10 protein-coding genes, 4 tRNA genes, 2 rRNA genes and 1 pseudogene are annotated in these 20,201 nt (G+C 54.5%); 11 read left to right on the top strand and 6 right to left on the bottom strand.

Annotated elements, in window-relative coordinates; all coding sequences use genetic code 11:
* Positions 1-71: 71 nt before the first annotated feature.
* Positions 72-980: pseudogene (locus RTK01_RS00085) on the bottom strand (PLP-dependent cysteine synthase family protein).
* Positions 977-2,131: a PLP-dependent aspartate aminotransferase family protein gene (locus RTK01_RS00080; RefSeq protein WP_312279067.1), complete on the bottom strand. Its 1,155-nt coding sequence runs from the start codon at positions 2,129-2,131 to the stop codon at positions 977-979. Before RTK01_RS00080 ends, RTK01_RS00085 begins: the two are co-directional and overlap by 4 nt.
* Positions 2,132-2,824: 693 nt before the next feature.
* Between RTK01_RS00080 and RTK01_RS00075 the strand changes: the two genes are divergently transcribed.
* The 5 genes from RTK01_RS00075 to RTK01_RS00055 all read left to right on the top strand — a co-directional run bounded on the left by RTK01_RS00075 (position 2,825) and on the right by RTK01_RS00055 (position 8,124).
* A complete protein-coding gene (locus RTK01_RS00075) occupies positions 2,825-3,712 on the top strand; it encodes a transporter substrate-binding domain-containing protein (protein ID WP_312279016.1) in 888 nt (295 codons plus the stop codon).
* A 153-nt stretch (positions 3,713-3,865) separates the two neighbouring features.
* Complete coding sequence (locus RTK01_RS00070) at positions 3,866-4,582, top strand: amino acid ABC transporter permease (protein WP_312279015.1); 717 nt, start codon at positions 3,866-3,868, stop codon at positions 4,580-4,582.
* A complete protein-coding gene (locus RTK01_RS00065) occupies positions 4,579-5,331 on the top strand; it encodes an amino acid ABC transporter ATP-binding protein (RefSeq protein WP_312279014.1) in 753 nt (250 codons plus the stop codon). Before RTK01_RS00070 ends, RTK01_RS00065 begins: the two co-directional genes overlap by 4 nt.
* Before the next feature lies 1 nt (position 5,332).
* Positions 5,333-6,508 carry an amidohydrolase gene (locus RTK01_RS00060; RefSeq protein ID WP_312279013.1) on the top strand — a complete coding sequence of 392 codons (1,176 nt, stop codon included), beginning with the start codon at positions 5,333-5,335 and terminating at the stop codon, positions 6,506-6,508.
* A 2-nt stretch (positions 6,509-6,510) separates the two neighbouring features.
* Complete coding sequence (locus RTK01_RS00055; RefSeq protein WP_312279012.1) at positions 6,511-8,124, top strand: L-serine ammonia-lyase, iron-sulfur-dependent, subunit alpha; 1,614 nt, start codon at positions 6,511-6,513, stop codon at positions 8,122-8,124.
* Positions 8,125-8,215: 91 nt separating this feature from the next.
* On the opposite strand, the gene guaA is transcribed toward RTK01_RS00055, so the two are convergent.
* From guaA to RTK01_RS00035, 4 genes are all read right to left on the bottom strand, one after another.
* On the bottom strand, positions 8,216-9,751 hold the full coding sequence (gene guaA, locus RTK01_RS00050) for a glutamine-hydrolyzing GMP synthase (RefSeq protein WP_312279011.1): 1,536 nt from the start codon (positions 9,749-9,751) through the stop codon (positions 8,216-8,218).
* Position 9,752: 1 nt separating this feature from the next.
* On the bottom strand, positions 9,753-10,331 hold the full coding sequence (locus RTK01_RS00045) for a xanthine phosphoribosyltransferase (RefSeq protein ID WP_312279010.1): 579 nt from the start codon (positions 10,329-10,331) through the stop codon (positions 9,753-9,755).
* Positions 10,332-10,606: 275 nt separating this feature from the next.
* Entirely contained in the window at positions 10,607-11,428 is an 822-nt protein-coding gene (locus tag RTK01_RS00040) for an Mrp/NBP35 family ATP-binding protein (protein WP_312279009.1), read from the bottom strand.
* A gap of 74 nt (positions 11,429-11,502) precedes the next feature.
* Positions 11,503-13,785 carry an AAA family ATPase gene (locus tag RTK01_RS00035; protein WP_312279008.1) on the bottom strand — a complete coding sequence of 761 codons (2,283 nt, stop codon included), beginning with the start codon at positions 13,783-13,785 and terminating at the stop codon, positions 11,503-11,505.
* A gap of 634 nt (positions 13,786-14,419) precedes the next feature.
* Here RTK01_RS00035 and RTK01_RS00030 point away from each other — a divergent pair.
* From RTK01_RS00030 to RTK01_RS00005, 6 genes are all read left to right on the top strand, one after another.
* Positions 14,420-15,956, top strand: a 16S ribosomal RNA gene (locus RTK01_RS00030).
* Positions 15,957-16,087: 131 nt separating this feature from the next.
* Positions 16,088-16,163: transfer RNA gene (locus tag RTK01_RS00025), tRNA-Ala, on the top strand.
* 129 nt (positions 16,164-16,292) lie between these two features.
* Positions 16,293-16,369 (top strand) — tRNA-Ile (locus RTK01_RS00020).
* 525 nt (positions 16,370-16,894) lie between these two features.
* Positions 16,895-19,741, top strand: a 23S ribosomal RNA gene (locus RTK01_RS00015).
* The 16S and 23S rRNA genes sit together here with 4 tRNA genes alongside, the layout of an rRNA operon.
* Before the next feature lie 191 nt (positions 19,742-19,932).
* Positions 19,933-20,007 (top strand) — tRNA-Glu (locus tag RTK01_RS00010).
* Between the two features lie 3 nt (positions 20,008-20,010).
* Positions 20,011-20,086: transfer RNA gene (locus RTK01_RS00005), tRNA-Lys, on the top strand.
* Positions 20,087-20,201 lie beyond the last annotated feature (115 nt).

The raw sequence follows: 20,201 nt of genomic DNA, 5'->3' as shown, positions 1-20,201 counted from the left end.
AATTAAAAGCCCCCTGACGGATTGTTGAAGCAGCATAATCGCTTCATAAAGCCGTCAGGGGGCCGCGTTTTTTAGAACAGGTTCTTACTGAAATACCGATCTCCCCGGTCCGGGAAGATCACGACAATGTTTCCCCGCGTTACGTCCGACGCAAGCTTCAGCGCCGCCGCCAACGCGGCGCCGGAGGAGCTGCCCGCCACAACGCCCTCTTATTTTGCCAATAGGCGGGCAGTGTCAAACGCCTCGGTATCTCCGACTTTGATCACCCGGTCCACCAGAGAACTGTCCATGGTTTTTGGAATAAAGTCGTTTCCAATGCCTTCGATGTCATAGTCGCGGTGTTCTCCGCCGCCAATGGTAGAGCCGATGGGGTCCGCCAGAATGCCCTGAATATTCGGATTTTGTTCCTTCAAATAGCGCATAACCCCGCTGAAGGTGCCTCCGCTGCCCGCGCCTGCCACGAAGTAGTCGATGTTTCCGTCCAGTTGGCGGTAAATTTCCGGTCCTGTTTTCTCGTAATGGGCCAGCGGGTTTGCCGGGTTTTCAAACTGCCTGAGCGAGATGGCGCCGGGAATGGTTTTCAGCATTACTTCCGCTGTTTGCGCCGCCTGCTGCATGCCGCCCTCTCTGGGCGTGGAAATGATTTCCGCGCCCAATGCCTTCATAACAGCCTGCTTTTCTATGGAAAACTTGCCCGGCACCACAAAAATAACCCGGTAGCCCTTATTCAGCGCCGCGACGGCAATGCCGATGCCTGTGTTACCTGCGGTTGCTTCAACAATCGTGCCGCCGGGGAGCAGGCGACCGCTTTTTTCCGCTTCCGCCACCATGTATTGTCCGACGCGGTCCTTCACACTTCCCGCCGGATTGAAAAGCTCCAGCTTGGCAAAGAGGCCCACTCCCTTCGGAACATCCAGATGATTCAGCCGGAGCATCGGCGTTTCGCCAATGAAATCCTGAATGCTGTCTGCATAGTTCATGCTTGCGCCTTTCCCGCGGCCTGAATTGCCTGCTCCAAATCCTCTTGGATATCCTGCACGCTTTCAATTCCAACCGACAGACGGATCAGACCATCCGTGATGCCCACCTTTTTCCGAATTTCCTCCGGAATGGCGGCATGGGTCATGGTGGCGGGGTGGCAGACGAGAGATTCCACACCACCCAGACTTTCCGCCAGCGTGACCAGATGCAGACTGCGGAAAAACACACGGACGTCATAGTCTGCGTGCAGCTCAAAGGAGATCATGCCGCCTGCTCCGGATGCCTGCTTTTGCTGGATGGTATAGCCGGGGTCGCGCTCCAGCCCCGGGTAGTAAACCTGCTTTACCGCGGGATGGACCTCCAGCCAGCGGGCGATGGCCTGCGCGTTGGCGGTGTGCCGGTCCATGCGCACGCCCAGTGTTTTGATGCCGCGCAGCATGAGGAAGGAGTCGAAGGGCCCCAAGACCCCGCCGGTAGAGTTTTGTAAAAAGTAAAGCCGGTCGGCCAGTGCCGGATCTTTGACAACCACAAAACCGGAAATTACGTCGCTGTGCCCGCCGAGATACTTCGTGCCGCTGTGAATCACAATGTCCGCGCCAAGGAAAAGCGGCCTTTGCAAATAGGGCGTCATAAAGGTGTTATCCACAATCACCAGCTTCCCGTGCTCATGAGAAAGCGTGGAGACTGCGGCGATGTCGGTCACGGTCAAAAGCGGGTTTGCGGGGCTTTCAATGAAGACAGCTTTTACGTCGTTGGTCAGCTTTTCGGGTAGAGTCGACAGGTCCGTGGTGTCGATGATTTCATAGCTAATGCCGAAGTTTTTAAAAACCTTGTCCAGAACCCGGAAGGTTCCACCGTAGACATTGCTGGACAAAAGAAGTTTATCCCCCTGCTGAAAAAGGCTTAAAACCGCGGTGACCGCCGCCATGCCGGAGGCGAAGGCCAGACCGTGGGAGCCTTCCTCCAAATCGGCCAAAAGCTTTTCCAGCGCGGCGCGGGTGGGGTTGCCTGTGCGGGAGTATTCCCAGACCGGGGTTTCTCCCAGCCCTGTTTGACGATAGGTAGAGGTTTGATAGATGGGGACATTGACGGCTCCGGTTGCGGCGTCTCCGTCAATTCCGCCGTGGATTAAAAGGGAATCAAGCTGCATAGACATTGTTCACAATCCTTTCTTTCATAAGCAGGTAAAAAGCGGACGCATCATCGTGATGCATCCGCTTTGAAATCATTTGGGTTTACAAATGAATTTCGATTAAGGAGCGCAGAAGTGCACCGCTGTATTCCGTTGACGGAGACAACAGCGGCAAGCTTTTTTAATACGGTTCAGTATCATCATAACTACACCTCGCAAAATCTGATTTTGATAAGGTGTTATAAAAATACCACCAATTAACCTATTTTGTCAATAGGTTAATTGGTAGAATAAAGGGAGCGGAGCAAATTGATGGCTCTATGGGCAAAAGGAAGGCAGGAGCCTTTTCAAAAGCGTAAAGCCGTAAGTTGCAGACCATGTGCAAATTGCAATCCGTCGACAAAAAAGTTATTGACAAAACAGGTGGTCACTGTTATACTTCATTCAACCTATTTACTAAGTAGGTTAATTGAAAAAAGGAGGGCACACACGATGCATCAGGTGTTTCAAGACCTGCTTCGCAGTAATTTTCGATGTGGACGAATGCTATGCTCCCGGGCTGGTGATATGGCTGGGTGTTTTAGTGCGCCCTTTGTTCGCTGTTGATAGGCGAATTTTTCTGCCATGCGCTGTCCGGGAGCTAAAATGAGGCCCCGGGCATTTTTGTTGTCAAAATTAGAAAGCAATTTCATTTATAAGGAGAATTTTGTTATGAATCAGAAAAATAAGTTAAATGCCGTCCGTTTTCTTGCCCTGTCCTCGGCGCTTGCGCTGGCACTGACCGGATGCGCAAATCAAGGCGGTGGGCAAAGCGCCTCTGCCGCGCAAAGCGCACAGGGTTCCCAAAGCAAAGAAGCAGATGTGGTGACATACCGCGTTGCAACCGAAGGCGCGTATGCCCCCTTTAACTATGTGGGAGCCGACGGAAGTCCCGACGGCTACGATATTGCGGTGGCAAAGGCCGTGGATGAGCTGATTCCCGAAATCCAGTTTGAGTATCAGGCGGTGGAGTGGTCCTCCATTTTTGCGGGGCTGGAGGCCGAAAAATATGACCTGATCGTAAGCCAGGCGGCGAAGACCCCTGAGCGGGAGGAAAAGTATCTCTTTGGCGACACGGCCTATACCTGGGGCATCGGCGCGATCGCATATAAAACCGGACGCACCGATATCAAGAGCATGGACGATCTGGCCGGGAAAACCGTCACGGTGGGCGTGGGCAGCTCCAACGCCAACATCCTTGAAACTTGGAATGCGGCGCACGGAAATGTCGTGAATGTCACTTACGGCGATGGCGATATCTCCAAGGCGTTGCTGGATGTGCAGGAGGGCCGCGTGGATGCGACGCTGGTCAGCCCGGTGACGGCCGGTCTGATTGTGAAGGAGCAGGGTCTTGACGTGGAGTTTGCGCTTCGCAATGACGACACGGTGAAGCCGGTTTACTGGCTGTTCAACCAGAATGAGGATGGCGAATATCTGAAGCCGCTGGTGGATAAAGCGCTGCAAACTCTGCTGGATAACGGAACACTTGCGGAGCTGAGCAACACCTATCTTGGCGAGGATTATTCCACGCAGGAAGCGGTGCAGGCTCGTATTAACTGAGTTTTGAGAGCGCGTGGGCTTGTTTAGCTGCGCACGGATTACCTTGGAATTTCAGTGATTTCTGCATAATGAAGCGGGCGGCCGTAGTCTCAGCGCGGCATTTGGGCGTATGGAAGCAGATGTCTTTCACCGCAATCAGAAAGGATTATCTCTATGGGAAAAGTGTTTGACCTTGAATTCATGATTTCAACCGTACCTGAAATCATTTCATATCTGCCTGTTACGCTGAAGATTGCGGCCTGCTCGGGAATCATTGCGCTTATACTGGGATTTGGCGTGGCGTTTGTCCGGTATTTTAATATCCGTATTCTCTCGCCCCTGTGCAAGATTTACTTATCCTTTGCTCGCGGCACGCCGGCCATGGTGCAGCTTTTGGTGGCCTATTACGGGATTCCGGTTTTTTTGCGCAGCCTCAACGATCAGCTTGGAACCAGCCTTTCGGTCAATGGGATTCCCGCCTCTGTTTTCGCCGTGGTGGCACTGTCCCTGAACAGCTGCGCGTTCATGTCGGAAACCATTCGCAGCGCGATGATCTCCGTTGACGCAGGGCAAATTAAAGCCTGTTACAGCGTCAATATGACGAATCGGCAGGCGCTGTTCCGCGTGGTTCTCCCTCGGGCGTTTACGGTTGCGCTGCCGCCGCTTGGAAATTCTTTTATTTCCCTGCTGAAGGAAACCAGCCTGATTTTTAACATCTCCGTAATTGAAATGATGGCCGCCGCCAAAATCGTGGGGTCGCGTTCCTTCCGGTTTTTCGAGGTGTATATTGTGGTCGCTCTAATTTACTGGGGCTGCTGCATCGTGCTGGAGTATCTGTTTGATCGCTGGGAAAAGAGAGTGCGCAGATATGAGAGGAGGGCCGCAAGGTGATTCACATTAGAAATCTCAAAAAGAAGTTTGGCGAAAATGTAATTTTACGCGGTATTGATTTGGATATCCGGCAGGGCGAGATTGTCACGATGATCGGCCCTTCTGGCGCGGGAAAGACCACGCTTCTGCGGGCGATCAACTGGCTGGATGCGCCCGATGAGGGACAAATCGAACTTAACGGCGCTGCAATAGACGCAAAAACCGCCACCAAAAAGCAGATTTCCGGTTTGCGGGATAAATCGGCCATGGTGTTCCAGCACTATAATCTGTTCCGCAACAAAACCGCCTTGGAAAACGTGACGCAGAGCCTGCTGTGCGTGAAGAAAATGAACAAACAGGACGCAATCCTCCGGGGCAGACAGCTTCTGGACAGGGTGGGCCTTTTGAACAAAGCGGATGCCTACCCCGACTTTTTATCCGGCGGACAGCAGCAGCGGGTTGGAATCGCCCGGGCGCTTGCCGTGGACCCGGACGTGATTTTATTCGACGAGCCGACAAGCGCGCTGGACCCTGAGTGGGTGGGTGAGGTGCTGACGGTGATGAACGAAATTGCAAAGGACGGCATGACCATGATCGTCGTATCCCATGAGATGCGGTTTGTGCGCAGCGTTTCCACCAGAGTGATTTTGCTGGATGAGGGCGTTATTTTAGAAGACGGAACGCCGGAACAACTGTTTTGCTGCCCCCAGCACGAGCGGACCAGACTGTTTCTCCGTCAGGCACATCTGGGAATAGCCGCAGGAGAGTGATATGATGAATGTAAACGAAATAAAACCGGCGGATTTGGAGTTTAAGGAAAACCTGAAAGAGTGCTTTAAGTGGTTCCATCGTCACCCGGAGCTGGCGCTGGAAGAGCATGAAACAACGCGGAAAATTAAAGAACTGCTGTCCAAAATTGAAGGAGTCGAGTTGCTGGAACTGGGCCTTCCGACGGGGGCGCTGGCAAGAATTGTTGGAAACGCTCCGGGACCTGTTATTGCCATCCGCGCAGATATTGACGCGCTTCCAATTACAGAGGCCAGTGAGCTTGTGTACAGCTCTGAAAACGCGGGGCGTATGCATGCTTGCGGGCATGATTTTCACACCACCGCTCTATTGGGCGTGGCGGCGCTTTTGGCAGCGCAGCGGGAATCCCTTCCCGGAACGGTGATGCTGCTGTTCCAGCCGGCGGAGGAGGCGGAACATGGCGGAGAAAAGGTGGTGCAGACCGGGATATTTAAGACCTATGGAATTCAGCGGATTCTTGCCCTGCACGTTCGCAGCGGAATGCCGGTGGGCGCCATCGGAATCTCCGGCGGGCCTTTTTCCGCCGCTGTGGACCGGTTTGTTATAAAGATTATCGGCAAGGGATGCCACGGCAGCGCGCCACAGGACGGGCTTGACCCTATTCCTGCCGCCGCGCGGTTGATTGGCTCACTTCAGGAAATTGTCAGCCGTGGAATCAGTTCCCGCGAATCCGCTGTGGTCAGCGTCACCCGGGTTACTTCCGGCACAAGCTGGAACATTATTCCCGGCAGTGCGGAATTGGAGGGAACCGTGCGCAGCTTTAACCCGTCAGTTCGGCAGCAGGTTGTCGAAAGCATGGAAAATAAGCTGAATGCCCTGCAAGCCGAAGGATATCAAACGGAGTTTCAATGGCTGCCCGGATGTCCCGCCACCAATAATGATGGAAATTTGGCGAAGTTGATTGCGCAGACGGCCCTGAACAATGGAGTTACAGTCGTTCCACAGCACCCCGAGATGGGGGGAGAGGATTTTTCCTGCTATCAGGAGTTGATTCCCGGCGCGCTCTTCCATGTGGGAATCGGGGATACCTTCCCCCTGCACAATGCAGGCTTTTCCGCCGATCTGTCCGCGCTGGCGCCCGCTGCCCGGCTGATGGCCCGGATTGCCGTGGAAACAATTGCTGATGACAAGGAGGGATAGGGATGCCTAAATTATTTTACCCCGACTTTTTTAATGATGTTTTTGGCCCCATCATGCAGCCCGGCTCCAGCGGTAGCTTTGCCGGAACCAGCCGGGTGGGCCGCATCGCCAGATATGCTTTGAAGAGTGAGCCAAAGCGGGTGCGAATCCTGTTCAACCCTGGTGACAATCACATGAAGTCTCTGGGCAACATGATGGATGACCGGGGCTATCTGGGCGGACTTCAGGACTTTTCCACCGACGATATCCGGCTGTTTGACGCGCATGAGCTGGCCCGTCAGGCGAGAATCTCTTACGAATTCGGCGAGCTTCTGTCAGACAACAGTTGGCCCGGAAGCACGACCTTTGAGCTTACGGGTACCGAGGGGGACACTGCTGTGCTTACGGCCCGCTCAATCGGCGGGGGCATGGTCAGTACCTACTTGATTCATGGCTTTCCCATTGCGTGGCAGGCCGATACGTTTGCTCTGCTTGCATGGGATGAAGAGCATGCGTTTCTGCATGAGGCGGAACAAAAGGTGCGGGAGCGGCTTCACGATCTTCTGGAAACCGCCTACTATGAGGACGGTGAGGGGCGGCACGCGCTCTTCGTAGAATTCTCATCCTTGCCTGATGAAAATGCATTTGACGAGATTTTTGCAGACAGGGCAGAATGGAGGCTCTTGCCCGCGCTGCTTCCCGTCGTTACCACGAGAAATCGAAAGCCGCAGCTATTTAAGAATGTTCAGGAATGGCGGCAGGTCTCTGAGGAACGGGGCATCAGCTTTGTTCAAGCGGCAATTGAGTATGAAAAAGGGTTTTCCGGCTGGACAGACCAAAAGGTCTGGGACTATTTTGAGAAGATTAACGACATACTTTTCAACCAGATTCACTCGCTGGAGACAGTTGGATACGACCGGGCAAAGGACACCCCAAATCTTCCGATTTACGGCCGCACATGGAATCGGTATCTTCAATCCGGGAGAGTTTTGGAAGACCCCATTACCCGGCATATCATTACCCATGCCATGTCCACCAATGCAAAGCTTCCGGGCACGAAGATTGTCCCGGGACCTATGGGAACCGGCGGCGGCTATCTGTATAGTGCGATTGACGCTGTTCGTGAAGCGCATGGGTTCAGCCGTGAAAAGGTGATTGAGGGCTTGATTGTCGCCGCCGGACTGGGGGCAATCGCGTTCACCAACGCGCAGGCCAGCGGCAATTCCGGCTGCGTTGGAGAATCCGGGATTTGCTGCGCCATGGGCAGCGGAGCCATTACATGGATGGCGGGCGGAGACGGCCAGCAGGTGGAAAATGCGGCATCCATGGCCTTGCAGGCAAGCCTTGGAATTCCCTGCGACCCGATTCCCGGAGGCAAGGAATTTCCCTGTATTACGCGCACAATTCGCGCGGCGGTAACGGCTCCCCTGTATGCGGACCTTGCGCTTTCGGGAATTGATCCTCTGATTCCCTATCATGAGGTGCTTTTGGCCATTGAGGAAAATCGGAAAAACAGCTCCGAGGGCATGCTGCATTGCGGGATCAATGCGGCGCCCTGCGCGAAGCAGTGTCAGTCCTGCTTCCAAAGCGAACAAATGGCGGATAAATTGAAATATGAGGCAGACGCTTTCTGCTGAGTTCATGTGAATTTGGAGCGGAGCGCCTCTCAAAGAACAAAATAAAACGCCGGAAACCCAGCAGTCATGCGGGTTTCCGGCGTTCTTTTATTTACTCCCACTCGATGGTGGCGGGGGGCTTGGAGGTAATATCGTAGACAATGCGGTTGATGTGGGGGACTTCGTTGACGATGCGGGTGGAGACGCGATCCAATACATCGTAGGGGATGCGGGTCCAGTCGGCGGTCATGAAGTCCGTGGTGGTCACGCTGCGCAGAGCCAGCGTGTAGTCATAGGTCCGCCTGTCGCCCATCACGCCCACGGAGCGCATATTGGTGAGCACCGCGAAATACTGGTTCATGGAATCTTCCAGCTTGGCCTTTGCCACCTCGTCCCGGAAAATGAAATCCGCAAGGCGCAGAGTGTCCAGCTTTTCCTTCGTGATTTCGCCAATCACCCGGATGGCAAGCCCGGGACCGGGAAAGGGCTGGCGCATCACAAGATATTCCGGCAGACCCAGCTCGCGGCCAAGGCCGCGGACCTCGTCCTTGAACAGCATCCGCAGCGGCTCAATAATCTCCTTGAAGTCCACGTAGTCGGGCAGGCCACCGACATTGTGGTGGCTTTTGATGGTGGCGGAGGCGCCAAGGCCGGACTCGATCACATCTGGATAAATGGTGCCCTGCGCCAGATAGTCCACCTTGCCGATCTTCTTGGCCTCGGCCTCGAAAACGCGGATGAACTCCTCACCGATGATCTTCCGCTTGCGCTCCGGCTCGATTTCCCCTGCAAGCTTTCCTAAAAACAAGGCTTCGACATCGGCACGGATAAAGTTGATATCCCACTTTTTAAACGCGGCCTCCACCTCGTCGCCCTCGTTCAGGCGCATGAGGCCGTGGTCCACAAACACGCAGGTGAGCTGCTTGCCCACGGCTTCGGCAATCAGCGCCGCAGCCACAGAGGAGTCCACCCCGCCGGAAAGAGCCAGCAGCACCTTGCCGTCGCCAACTTTCTCCCGGATCTGGGCCACGGCGGTATCCCGATAGTCGCCCATGGTCCAGTCGCCCGCCGCGCCGCAGACCTCATAGAGGAAGTTGCGGATCATATCGGTGCCGTGCTGTGTGTGGTTCACCTCGGGGTGGAACTGGACACCGTAAAAGCCCCGGCTTTCGTCGCAGATGGCAACGGTGGGGCAAGCGGCGGAGTGAGCCACAAGGGAAAATCCATCGGGAACCTTTTCCATATAGTCCCCGTGGCTCATCCAGGTGACGCCCTCTTTGTCAAGACCCTTAAAGAGCTTACAGTCTGTCTCAAAAAACGTGTCGGTCTTGCCGTACTCCCGGGCGGTATCCTCGGTGCCCGCGGTGACACGTCCGCCCAGATGATGGGCCATGAGCTGGCAACCGTAACAAATGCCCAAAATAGGAATACCCAGTTCAAAAATGGCCGGGTCCACCTGTGGGGAAGCGGGGTCGTACACGCTGCTGGGTCCGCCGGTAAAGATAATGCCAATGGGCTTTTCGGATGCAAGCTGAGAAAGGGGGGTGGTATAGGACTTTACCTCGCAGTATACATTGCACTCCCGGACGCGGCGGGCGATGAGCTGGTTATACTGCCCCCCAAAGTCCAAAACAATGACCTTCTGCATATCAGTCGTCCTCCCGGAATACGATGTTGCCGGGCTCGGCGGATTCAATGATGGCAAGGGACTTCAGGTTCATCCCGGCGGCGCGAAGCCGGTCACCGCCGCCTTGAAAGCCCTTCTCCACGGCGCAGCCGATGCCCACCAGCGTGGCTCCCGCGCTGGTGACAATGTCGCACAGGCCCCGCATGGCCTCTCCGTTGGCCATGAAATCGTCCACAATCAGGACCTTGTCCTCGGAGCTGAGCCATTCCTTGTTCACCAGCAGGGTGACTTTTTTCTTATAGGTATAGGAAAAAATATCGCTCTGGTAAAGTCCGCCCTCGATGTTGTCACTCTTTGCCTTTTTTGCAAAAATCATGGGCTTGCTGAAGCGCTCGGCACAGATGGCCGCCAGCGCGATGCCGCTGGCCTCCGCGGTGAGAATCACGCTGACCTGATCCATGTCAAAGTGACGGCCAAATTCATCGGCGATGTGAACCATAATGGTGGGATCGACCCGGTGGTTCAAAAAGCCGTCCACCTTGATGATATTGCCGGGGAGAACTTTGCCCTCCCTGACGATGCGGTCTTTCAATTCCTGCATGTGTTGATATCCCCCTCTTTCAGTTTGTCCCCCATGGGGAGACGGGCGGTTTTCGACCGATTCTATTATCACTCTATTATTATAGATAGTCTGCAATTTTGCAACTGTTTTTAAAGAACAAAATATGGATGCTGTGGCGACAATGCTTGTGGATTTTGTCTTTACACGGCAAATTGTGGTTTGCGGGAAAGACAAATCCCCGGCTGCGTGCTAACCTTTTCCTATGAAAAAAGCGCGGGGGCATCAAACGATGCCCGCCGCGCTTTGCAGTGCAATTATTTGCCCTCGGCGGCGTTGGCGGCAGGGCTGAGCCAGTCGCCCTGAAAATCCTCGATGCTGCCTGCGTCGGTCAGGGCCGCGAGGGCCGGGTCGACGGGCATCTGGGAAAGAAGCTTCAGGTTGTGTCGTGCGGCGGCTTCGGCAGTTTTCCCCTCGCCAAAGAGATAGATTTTCTTTCCGCAGTCCGGGCAGGCCACGTAGCTCATGTTCTCCACCAGGCCCAGAATGGGGACTTCCATCATCTCCGCCATCTTCACGGCCTTTTCCACCACCATGCTCACCAGCTCCTGCGGAGAGGCCACCACAAGGATGCCGTCCAGCGGAATAGACTGGAACACGGAGAGGGACACGTCGCCGGTTCCCGGGGGCATATCCACAAACAGATAGTCCACGTCCCAGATTACGTCCGTCCAGAACTGCTGAACCACCCCGGAAATCACGGGGCCGCGCCAGATGACCGGGTCTGTCTCGTTATCCAGCAGAAGGTTCACCGACATGATCTCAATGCCGGTTTTGGTCACGGCGGGGAGGAGAGAGTGCCCGTCACTCCGGGCCTTTTCATGGATACCGAAGGCCTTGGGGATCGAGGGACCGGTGATATCGGCGTCCAGCACGCCGACCTTGAAGCCCCGCCGACGCATAGTCACCGCCAACTGGCTGGTCACCATGGATTTTCCGACGCCGCCCTTGCCGGAGACAACGCCAAAAACCTTCCCGATGCGGCTTTCGGGATTGGCCTCCTTCAGCAGGGACTGGGGTCCCTGACGCTCCGCGCAGCTCTCGCCGCAGGCGGAACACTCGTGGGTGCATTCACTCATGTCAAAACTCCTTTTGCCATATTAAAGGTGTCGGCGGGAAAATGGGGTCCGCCTTTATCAATGCAACCGTTATCTTATACCTCGGACGGGTCGTTCGTCAACCTTTGAACGGAAACCTCTGGATCGTCCGCAAAAAAGGCGGCTTCCCGGCTGTGGCAAGTGAAAAGAAGAAGCTGACGTTTTTTCCCCTCCTCCTTTAAAAGCCGCAGAGCGGATGCGCAGCGGGAGTCGTCGAAATTTGCCAGCGCGTCGTCCAACACCAAAGGCGGCGGGTCCATATCCGGCAGAACCAGCTCGCAGATGGCCAGCCGCGCTGCAAGATACAGTTGGTCGCCTGCCCCGGTGGAGAGCAGTCCCGCGTCCCGCCACACCGTGTCTCCCGTCGGCTCGGCGGAGAGGCGGAATGATCGGTCCAGCACCACGCCGGAATAGGCCCCATCGGTAAGCGCGGAGAAAAGCTCCGCCGTCCGGCGGCCCAGCAGGGGAGAGAAGCGGTTTTGCAGCGCGGCGTTGGCATCGTCCAGCGTCTCCATCGCCAGCGCAATGGACTGATATTCGCCCTCCAGCAAATCAATCTGCAAGCGAAGCTGTTCCGTCTGCGCCTCCAGCGCTTCCCGCCCGCCAAGGGAGGTCATCTGGCCGGTGAGGCGGTCGGCGGCGGACTGGGCGGCGGAGAGCGCGGCTTTCACGGAGAGAAGCTCGGCATTCAGGTTTTCCCGGCTTTGGGAGGGGGGCGCAGAGGGCTCTTCCGCAGAAGGGTCCCTGTAGGGCGTCTGGCGGCGCATGGTTTCGTACCGCAGTCGCGCGGCTTCCGCTGCGCTTTCGGCCGCGGACAGCTCTCTGCGCCGGACGGCACATTCCCGCAGCGCTGCGTCGGCGGCCGGAATGTCAAAGGCGGCGGGGGCAAAGCGGCGGACCTCCAGCAAGATGCCCTGCTCGTTGGAGGTGAGGGAGGCGTACAGTGCGTCATAGGTGGCGGTGGCCTTCACCACCGCGTTTTGGGCCTCGTCCCGGCGGCGGCAGGCGGCGGCGTAGTCGTCGGCCAGAGCGGCAAGGCCTTCGGCAGAGGATGCGCCGTAGGTGGCGAGATATGCAGACTGCTTCTTCCGGTCGCCCCGTTCTCGGCTGAAGACGGCATGAACGCCCGACAAAAAGCCGACGCCTCCCATTGCGGCAAGTGCCCACAAAGGGTACGGCTCCCCGTTCAAAGCGCTAAGAAGAAAGGTTCCGCCCGCGCCAACGGCCAGCAGGAGAATGGAAAACCACCACGTCTTGGGGCGGATCGGGGGTGCGTTTTGCGCCGCTCTGTGGGCTTCCTCCGCTGTTCGCCCCGCGAAGGGGCTTTCGCTGACGGCGGTTTCGGCTTTCACGCCCGCCTTCATAGCCGTGTCCTTTTCCGCCATGGCGGCATTCACGCTTTTGCGCACCGTTTCAAGATTGACGATGGCCCCCCGGAGGCGACCGATGCTTTCGTTTTCCGGAAGGCGAGTGTCCTCCGCCCGGCGGCGGAGATTGGCGGCGGTTTGTTCCGCGTCCTCGGCGGCGGACTCCACTTCAGATAAAAGGCGACGCTCCTTAGCGGCGTCCCAGAGGTCGTGAAGCTTTAAAAGCCGGGAAAGCTCTGTCTCCTGCTCCGTCAGATGGAAGAGATCCCGACGATGGTCAACCAGTTGGGCTTCCGCCCCCGCCAGAGCCTCCAACTGACGGACGGCATCCGAAAGCTCCAGCTCCAGTGCAGGAAGCCGTCCGGTTTTATTGTGGCGGCGGCGATTTAGCTGCTTATTCAGGGCGGCGGCGGCCTCGGAATAAGAGGTGTCCTCCTCGCCGGTTGTGATGAGGGCGGCAATGCGCTTTTCAAGTCCCGCGTCCTGCGTCACGGGCAGCCCGGCCTGACGGATAAAGGCGCTGCGCTCGTATACCTCCCGGCTGACGCCCAGAAGGGTCTCCCCACAGTTTTGCCCGGTTAGGCCGGGATATTCGTCCATGGTTCCCGCACGGACCGCCTTAAAGTCCCCGAGAGGAGCGGTCTGGCGCTTTGTCTCGCGGAGCAGCGTCAACTCGTTGTCGCCGACGCGGCAGTCCAGCCGGCCGGACATGGCCACGCCGCTCCAAGGGGCGTAACGGTTTTTGTCGGCAATAAAGCCTGCGCGGTCCCGCTCCCGGCTGTTGATACCATATAATATAGAGAGCAGAAACGCGCACCAGGTAGATTTGCCGGTTTCATTGGGAGCCTGTATAATGTTCAGCCCGTCGGAAAGATGAAGAGTCCGCTGGCTCAGTTTTCCGAAAGTGGCGCTCATACGATGAATGCGCAGGTAGATCACCTCTGTTTCGTAAAATTCAAACAACCACATCATACCATATACAATTAAAAAAACACAGAGACATTTTGAGAATTGCGTTTAAAAAGGCGCGGTATGAGGCAAGATAATGGCTGGTATAAAAAAGTAAAAAACATGTAAAAACCGTATTGACAAACGGAATGGGGTATGGTAATCTAACAAAGCTGTCCGGGAGGGCGGCGGCAAACCTGAAAAGAATGGTTGAGGGCTTGAAAAAAGTACTTGACAAACCATGGGAAACTATGGTATTCTAACTGGGTTGCCGAACAAGAGCAACGGTTTAAAATGTCGAAAACGGTTGAAAAAGTTCTTGACAAACCACGGTAAGATGTGGTAAACTAATCAGGCTGTCTTACGAAGACGACCGGTTAGAAAGTCAAAAACGGTTGAAAAAAGTTCTTGACAAAACTTGATTGATCTTGTACAATAGCAATGTTCCGCTGAAGCGGCGTGTACCTTGTAAATTAAACAACGTAACAAAAAAGAAAGCACCAGCGGTAGACGCTTCGTGAGAAATCACAAAGCGTCACCGAAGAAGTTGCAGGGCCGGGTTAAGTCAATTACCGGGACCTGTAACTATAAAACATGAAGCTATGACGAATAGCTCTATGAAAGATTAGACTGAATCTTCGGATTCGTTTTAATACCATTTATAGAGAGTTTGATCCTGGCTCAGGACGAACGCTGGCGGCGTGCTTAACACATGCAAGTCGAACGGAACACCCTTGACAGAGGTTTCGGCCAATGAAGAGGAATGTTTAGTGGCGGACTGGTGAGTAACGCGTGAGGAACCTGCCTTTCAGAGGGGGACAACAGTTGGAAACGACTGCTAATACCGCATAAAACATTTGGGTGGCATCACTTGAATGTCAAAGATTTATCGCTGAAAGATGGCCTCGCGTCTGATTAGATAGTTGGTGGGGTAACGGCCTACCAAGTCGACGATCAGTAGCCGGACTGAGAGGTTGACCGGCCACATTGGGACTGAGATACGGCCCAGACTCCTACGGGAGGCAGCAGTGGGGAATATTGGGCAATGGACGCAAGTCTGACCCAGCAACGCCGCGTGAAGGAAGAAGGCTTTCGGGTTGTAAACTTCTTTTAAGGGGGAAGAGTAGAAGACGGTACCCCTTGAATAAGCCACGGCTAACTACGTGCCAGCAGCCGCGGTAATACGTAGGTGGCAAGCGTTGTCCGGATTTACTGGGTGTAAAGGGCGTGTAGCCGGGAAGGCAAGTCAGATGTGAAATCTGGAGGCTCAACCTCCAAACTGCATTTGAAACTGCTTTTCTTGAGTGTCGGAGAGGTAATCGGAATTCCTTGTGTAGCGGTGAAATGCGTAGATATAAGGAAGAACACCAGTGGCGAAGGCGGATTACTGGACGATAACTGACGGTGAGGCGCGAAAGCGTGGGGAGCAAACAGGATTAGATACCCTGGTAGTCCACGCTGTAAACGATCAATACTAGGTGTGCGGGGACTGACCCCCTGCGTGCCGCAGTTAACACAATAAGTATTGCACCTGGGGAGTACGATCGCAAGGTTGAAACTCAAAGGAATTGACGGGGGCCCGCACAAGCGGTGGATTATGTGGTTTAATTCGAAGCAACGCGAAGAACCTTACCAGGACTTGACATCCTACTAACGAGGTAGAGATACGTCAGGTGCCCTTCGGGGAAAGTAGAGACAGGTGGTGCATGGTTGTCGTCAGCTCGTGTCGTGAGATGTTGGGTTAAGTCCCGCAACGAGCGCAACCCTTGTCCTTAGTTGCCAGCACGTAATGGTGGGAACTCTAAGGAGACCGCCGGTGACAAACCGGAGGAAGGTGGGGATGACGTCAAGTCATCATGGCCCTTACGGCCAGGGCTACACACGTACTACAATGGTAGGGACAGAGGGCTGCAAGCCGGCGACGGTAAGCCAATCCCAGAAACCCTATCTCAGTCCGGATTGGAGTCTGCAACTCGACTCCATGAAGTCGGAATCGCTAGTAATCGCGGATCAGAATGCCGCGGTGAATACGTTCCCGGGCCTTGTACACACCGCCCGTCACACCATGGGAGTTTGTTGCACCAGAAGCAGGTAGCTTAACCTTCGGGAGGGCGCTTGCCACGGTGTGGCCGATGACTGGGGTGAAGTCGTAACAAGGTAGCCGTATCGGAAGGTGCGGCTGGATCACCTCCTTTCTAAGGAGAACTCGACGTCTGAATAAGATGTCGTAACTTCCTAAGGTCAGCCGCTGGGCAAGAATGAGTAGTTACGTTGTTTAATTTAGAGGGTATCCGTCCGACAGGCGGGCAAAGCCCGGGAGATCGACGGGGGATTAGCTCAGCTGGGAGAGCGCCTGATTTGCATTCAGGAGGTCAACGGTTCGATCCCGTTATTCTCCACCAGAAATTTCAAATAAAAACGTCCAAAATCGCGGAGAAATTTCCAATTTCGACGCGAAGAGGAGGAACAACGCAACGGAGTGAGCTTTCGGCGAAGCCGGAAGCGAATGAAGTGAAGCTTGTTCCGACGACGGGCCCGTAGCTCAGCTGGCTAGAGCGTGCGACTGATAATCGCAAGGTCGGTGGTTCGAGCCCACTCGGGCCCACCAATACAGCATTTGCTGTTGGATCTCAAAGCCTAAGGATTTGGACTTTGAGATCTGACTTCAAAAGAGGTTGGAAAAAGTGTTATCGTAAATCCTGCCCTCGTGCAACCCCCGTTTCAATTCGCAGCGAACGTTGTTCGGCGCGAATAGGAGGAGCAAGAGAGTGGTCGGAATCTTTGAATGCGGCGCAAGCCGGGGACAAAAATAAAGACAAGCGGATGTTGCGAGAACGCAGCTGCACCTTGAAAACTGAACAATGTATGAAGAATGAAGTAAGGCAACAGAGAGGTTTTTCATAAACCAGCAATGGTTGTGGAAAATAGCAAGATAATTTAATTGTGGAACAACATCTATTTAGATGAAGGGTAACAATTACAATTTCGAGAGCAAAATTCTTTGTGATTGCCTGCATGATTACTCATTTAGAGAACCAAATCTCTATTGACAAACGTTAACGCAAATGTGTGCTTTTATTTTGTATTCTGGTGAAAGCTGGAAGCGAAAGAAGTGCAGTTTGCGCCGACGATAGGTCAAGCTAATAAGAGCGCAAGGGGAATGCCTTGGCACTGAGAGCCGAAGAAGGACGCGACAAGCTGCGATAAGCTGCGGGGAGGAGCAAATATCCATTGATCCGCAGATTTCCGAATGGGGAAACCCGGCTGGACAATATCCAGTCATCCTGCATTGAATAAAATAGGTGTAGGAAGGGAACCGCCTGAACTGAAACATCTAAGTAGGGCGAGGAAGAGAAATCAACAGAGATTCCGTAAGTAGTGGCGAGCGAACGCGGAAGAGGCCAAACCGGAGGATTTATTCTCCGGGGTTGTGGACCGGCATAAGATCTGCTAGTCTAGTCGAACGGTATGGGAAGGCCGACGACACAGGGTGAGAGTCCCGTAGACGAAAGGCGATGCAGATTGGCTGGAATCCAGAGTACCGCTGGACACGTGAAACCCGGTGGGAAACAGGGGGGACCACCCTCCAAGCCTAAATACTACTCAGTGACCGATAGAGGAGCAGTACCGTGAGGGAAAGGTGAAAAGGACCCCGGGAGGGGAGTGAAATAGAACCTGAAACCTTGTGCTTACAAGCAGTCAAAGCGCGTTAATGCGTGATGGCGTACTTTTTGTAGAACGGTCCGGCGAGTTATAGTAACGAGCAAGCTTAAGGTATTCAGTACCGGAGGCGTAGCGAAAGCGAGTCTGAATAGGGCGTAAAAAGTTCGTTGCCATAGACCCGAAACCGGGTGACCTACCCATGAGCAGGTTGAAGTGGGGGTAAAACCCCATGGAGGACCGAACCGACCCCCGTTGCAATGGTGGCGGATGACTTGTGGGTAGCGGTGAAATTCCAATCGAACCCGGAGATAGCTGGTTCTCCCCGAAATAGCTTTAGGGCTAGCGTTAACTTAGATTACCGGAGGTAAAGCACTGAATGGTAGCGGGGCCGATAAGGTTACCAACGCCTATCAAACTCAGAATGCCGGATAATTGATGGTTAGCAGTCAGACAGTGTGAGATAAGTTTCATTGTCAAAAGGGAAACAGCCCAGACCTACAGCTAAGGTCCCAAATGTATGCTAAGTGGAAAACGATGTGGAATCGCGAAAACAACCAGGATGTTGGCTCAGAAGCAGCCACACATTAAAAGAGTGCGTAATAGCTCACTGGTCGAGTGGTTCTGCGCGGAAAATGTAACGGGGCTAAGCATACAACCGAAGCTTAGGATTGTCAGTAATGACAGTGGTAGGGGAGCGTTCCATATGGGGTGAAGTCGCAGCGGAAGCAGCGGTGGACTGTATGGAAGTGAGAATGCCGGAATGAGTAGCGAGAATCATGTGGGAATCATGATGGCCGAAAATCTAAGGTTTCTTGGGGAAGGTTCGTCCGCCCAAGGTAAGCCGGGAGCTAAGGCGAGGCCGAAAGGCGTAGTCGATGCACATACGGTAGAAATTCCGTAGCCACCGAACTTTAAACCAGAGGGACACTTCAGGATAGCGGAACCCGGGCGTTGGTAGCCCCGGGCGTAAGGGAGCGAAATTATAGTAGCGAAGTCCGCGATGCCTGGAGGCGAGAAAAGCTCTGGTGTATACTAAGGTGCCCGTACCGCAAACCGACACAGGTGGATGAGGAGAGAATCCTAAGGCCAACGGGAGAAGGGTTGTTAAGGAACTCGGCAAGTTGACCCCGTAACTTCGGAAGAAGGGGAGCCTTCAGCAATGAAGGCCGCAGTGAATAGGCCCAAGCAACTGTTTACCAAAAACACAGGTCTATGCTAAATCGAAAGATGACGTATATGGGCTGACGCCTGCCCGGTGCCGGAAGGTTAAGAGGAGATGTCAGGGGCAACCTGAAGCATTGAATTGAAGCCCCGGTAAACGGCGGCCGTAACTATAACGGTCCTAAGGTAGCGAAATTCCTTGTCAGGTAAGTTCTGACCCGCACGAAAGGCGTAATGATTTGGGCACTGTCTCAACAGCCCGCCCGGCGAAATTGTAGTACCGGTGAAGATGCCGGTTACCCGCAACTAGACGGAAAGACCCCATGGAGCTTTACTGCAGCTTAATACTGGAAATCGGTAATTCATGTACAGGATAGGTGGGAGACTTGGAAGCGCAGGCGTCAGCTTGTGTGGAGTCGACGGTGGGATACCACTCTTGAATTGCTGGTTTTCTAACCTGCGGCCCTGAATCGGGTCGGGGGACACTGTTAGGCGGGCAGTTTGACTGGGGCGGTCGCCTCCTAAAGAGTAACGGAGGCGCTCAAAGGTTCGTTCAGCACGGACGGAAATCGTGCAGTGAGTGTAAACGCATAAACGAGCCTGACTGCGAGACCGACGGGTCGAGCAGGAACGAAAGTTGGAGTTAGTGATCCGGTGGTATGCAAGTGGAAGTGCCATCGCTCAACGGATAAAAGCTACCCTGGGGATAACAGGCTGATCTCCCCCAAGCGTCCACAGCGACGGGGAGGTTTGGCACCTCGATGTCGGCTCGTCACATCCTGGGGCTGTATTCGGTCCCAAGGGTTCGGCTGTTCGCCGATTAAAGTGGCACGCGAGCTGGGTTCAGAACGTCGTGAGACAGTTCGGTCCCTATCTGTTGCGGGCGTAAGAGATTTGAAGGGAGCTGTCCTTAGTACGAGAGGACCGGGATGGACATACCTCTGGTGCACCAGTTGTCCTGCCAAGGGCATAGCTGGGTAGCTATGTATGGACGAGATAAACGCTGAAGGCATCTAAGCGTGAAACTCTCCCTGAGATGAGATCTCTCATTCGAAAGAAGTAAGGGCCCAGGAAGACTACCTGGTTGATAGGCCGAAGGTGAAAGCGCAGTAATGTGTGGAGCTGATCGGTACTAATCGCCCGAGGGCTTGACCTACAATTGTGCAGGCAATAAGCCTTGAAAGGAAATCATACATTGTTCGGTTTTGAGGGTGCGGCAACGCATCTTTCATTCCCCGTCCAAATCGCAACGAAACACCGTTTCGGTGCGAAGAGGAGACACAACGGAGCGGTGTGAGCTTTGGCCGAAGGCTGAAGCGAATAAAGCAAAATTTGTGTCGACGACGCGGCCCGTTGGTCAAGTGGTTAAGACAGCGGCCTCTCACGCCGTTAACATCGGTTCGAATCCGGTACGGGTCACCACACGCACCTTTAGCTCAGTTGGTAGAGCAACTGACTCTTAATCAGTGGGTCCCCGGTTCGAATCCGTGAAGGTGCACCAGATTCTCCCTGCGGTGCGCCGCGCGGTGTATCGCAGGAGAGAGTTTTCTCTTGACAAAGACCCGCAGGCCATTTATAATGTAGCTTGTTCTCCGGTCAACCGGATAACATATAGG

The organism is Oscillibacter sp. (genome assembly GCF_031978065.1).
Classification (GTDB): domain Bacteria; phylum Bacillota; class Clostridia; order Oscillospirales; family Oscillospiraceae; genus Oscillibacter.
This window is presented reverse-complemented; position numbering and strand designations above follow the sequence as displayed.

Excerpts from the sequence above, each read along its gene's own strand:
- RTK01_RS00060 (WP_312279013.1), top strand. The coding sequence starts at position 5,333 with ATGATGAATGTAAACGAAATAAAACCGGCGGATTTGGAGTTTAAGGAA.
- guaA (WP_312279011.1), bottom strand. The coding sequence starts at position 9,751 with ATGCAGAAGGTCATTGTTTTGGACTTTGGGGGGCAGTATAACCAGCTC.
- RTK01_RS00045 (WP_312279010.1), bottom strand. The coding sequence starts at position 10,331 with ATGCAGGAATTGAAAGACCGCATCGTCAGGGAGGGCAAAGTTCTCCCC.
- RTK01_RS00055 (WP_312279012.1), top strand. The coding sequence starts at position 6,511 with ATGCCTAAATTATTTTACCCCGACTTTTTTAATGATGTTTTTGGCCCC.
- RTK01_RS00040 (WP_312279009.1), bottom strand. The coding sequence starts at position 11,428 with ATGAGTGAATGCACCCACGAGTGTTCCGCCTGCGGCGAGAGCTGCGCG.
- RTK01_RS00035 (WP_312279008.1), bottom strand. The coding sequence starts at position 13,785 with ATGATGTGGTTGTTTGAATTTTACGAAACAGAGGTGATCTACCTGCGC.
- RTK01_RS00070 (WP_312279015.1), top strand. The coding sequence starts at position 3,866 with ATGGGAAAAGTGTTTGACCTTGAATTCATGATTTCAACCGTACCTGAA.
- RTK01_RS00075 (WP_312279016.1), top strand. The coding sequence starts at position 2,825 with ATGAATCAGAAAAATAAGTTAAATGCCGTCCGTTTTCTTGCCCTGTCC.
- RTK01_RS00080 (WP_312279067.1), bottom strand. The coding sequence starts at position 2,131 with ATGCAGCTTGATTCCCTTTTAATCCACGGCGGAATTGACGGAGACGCC.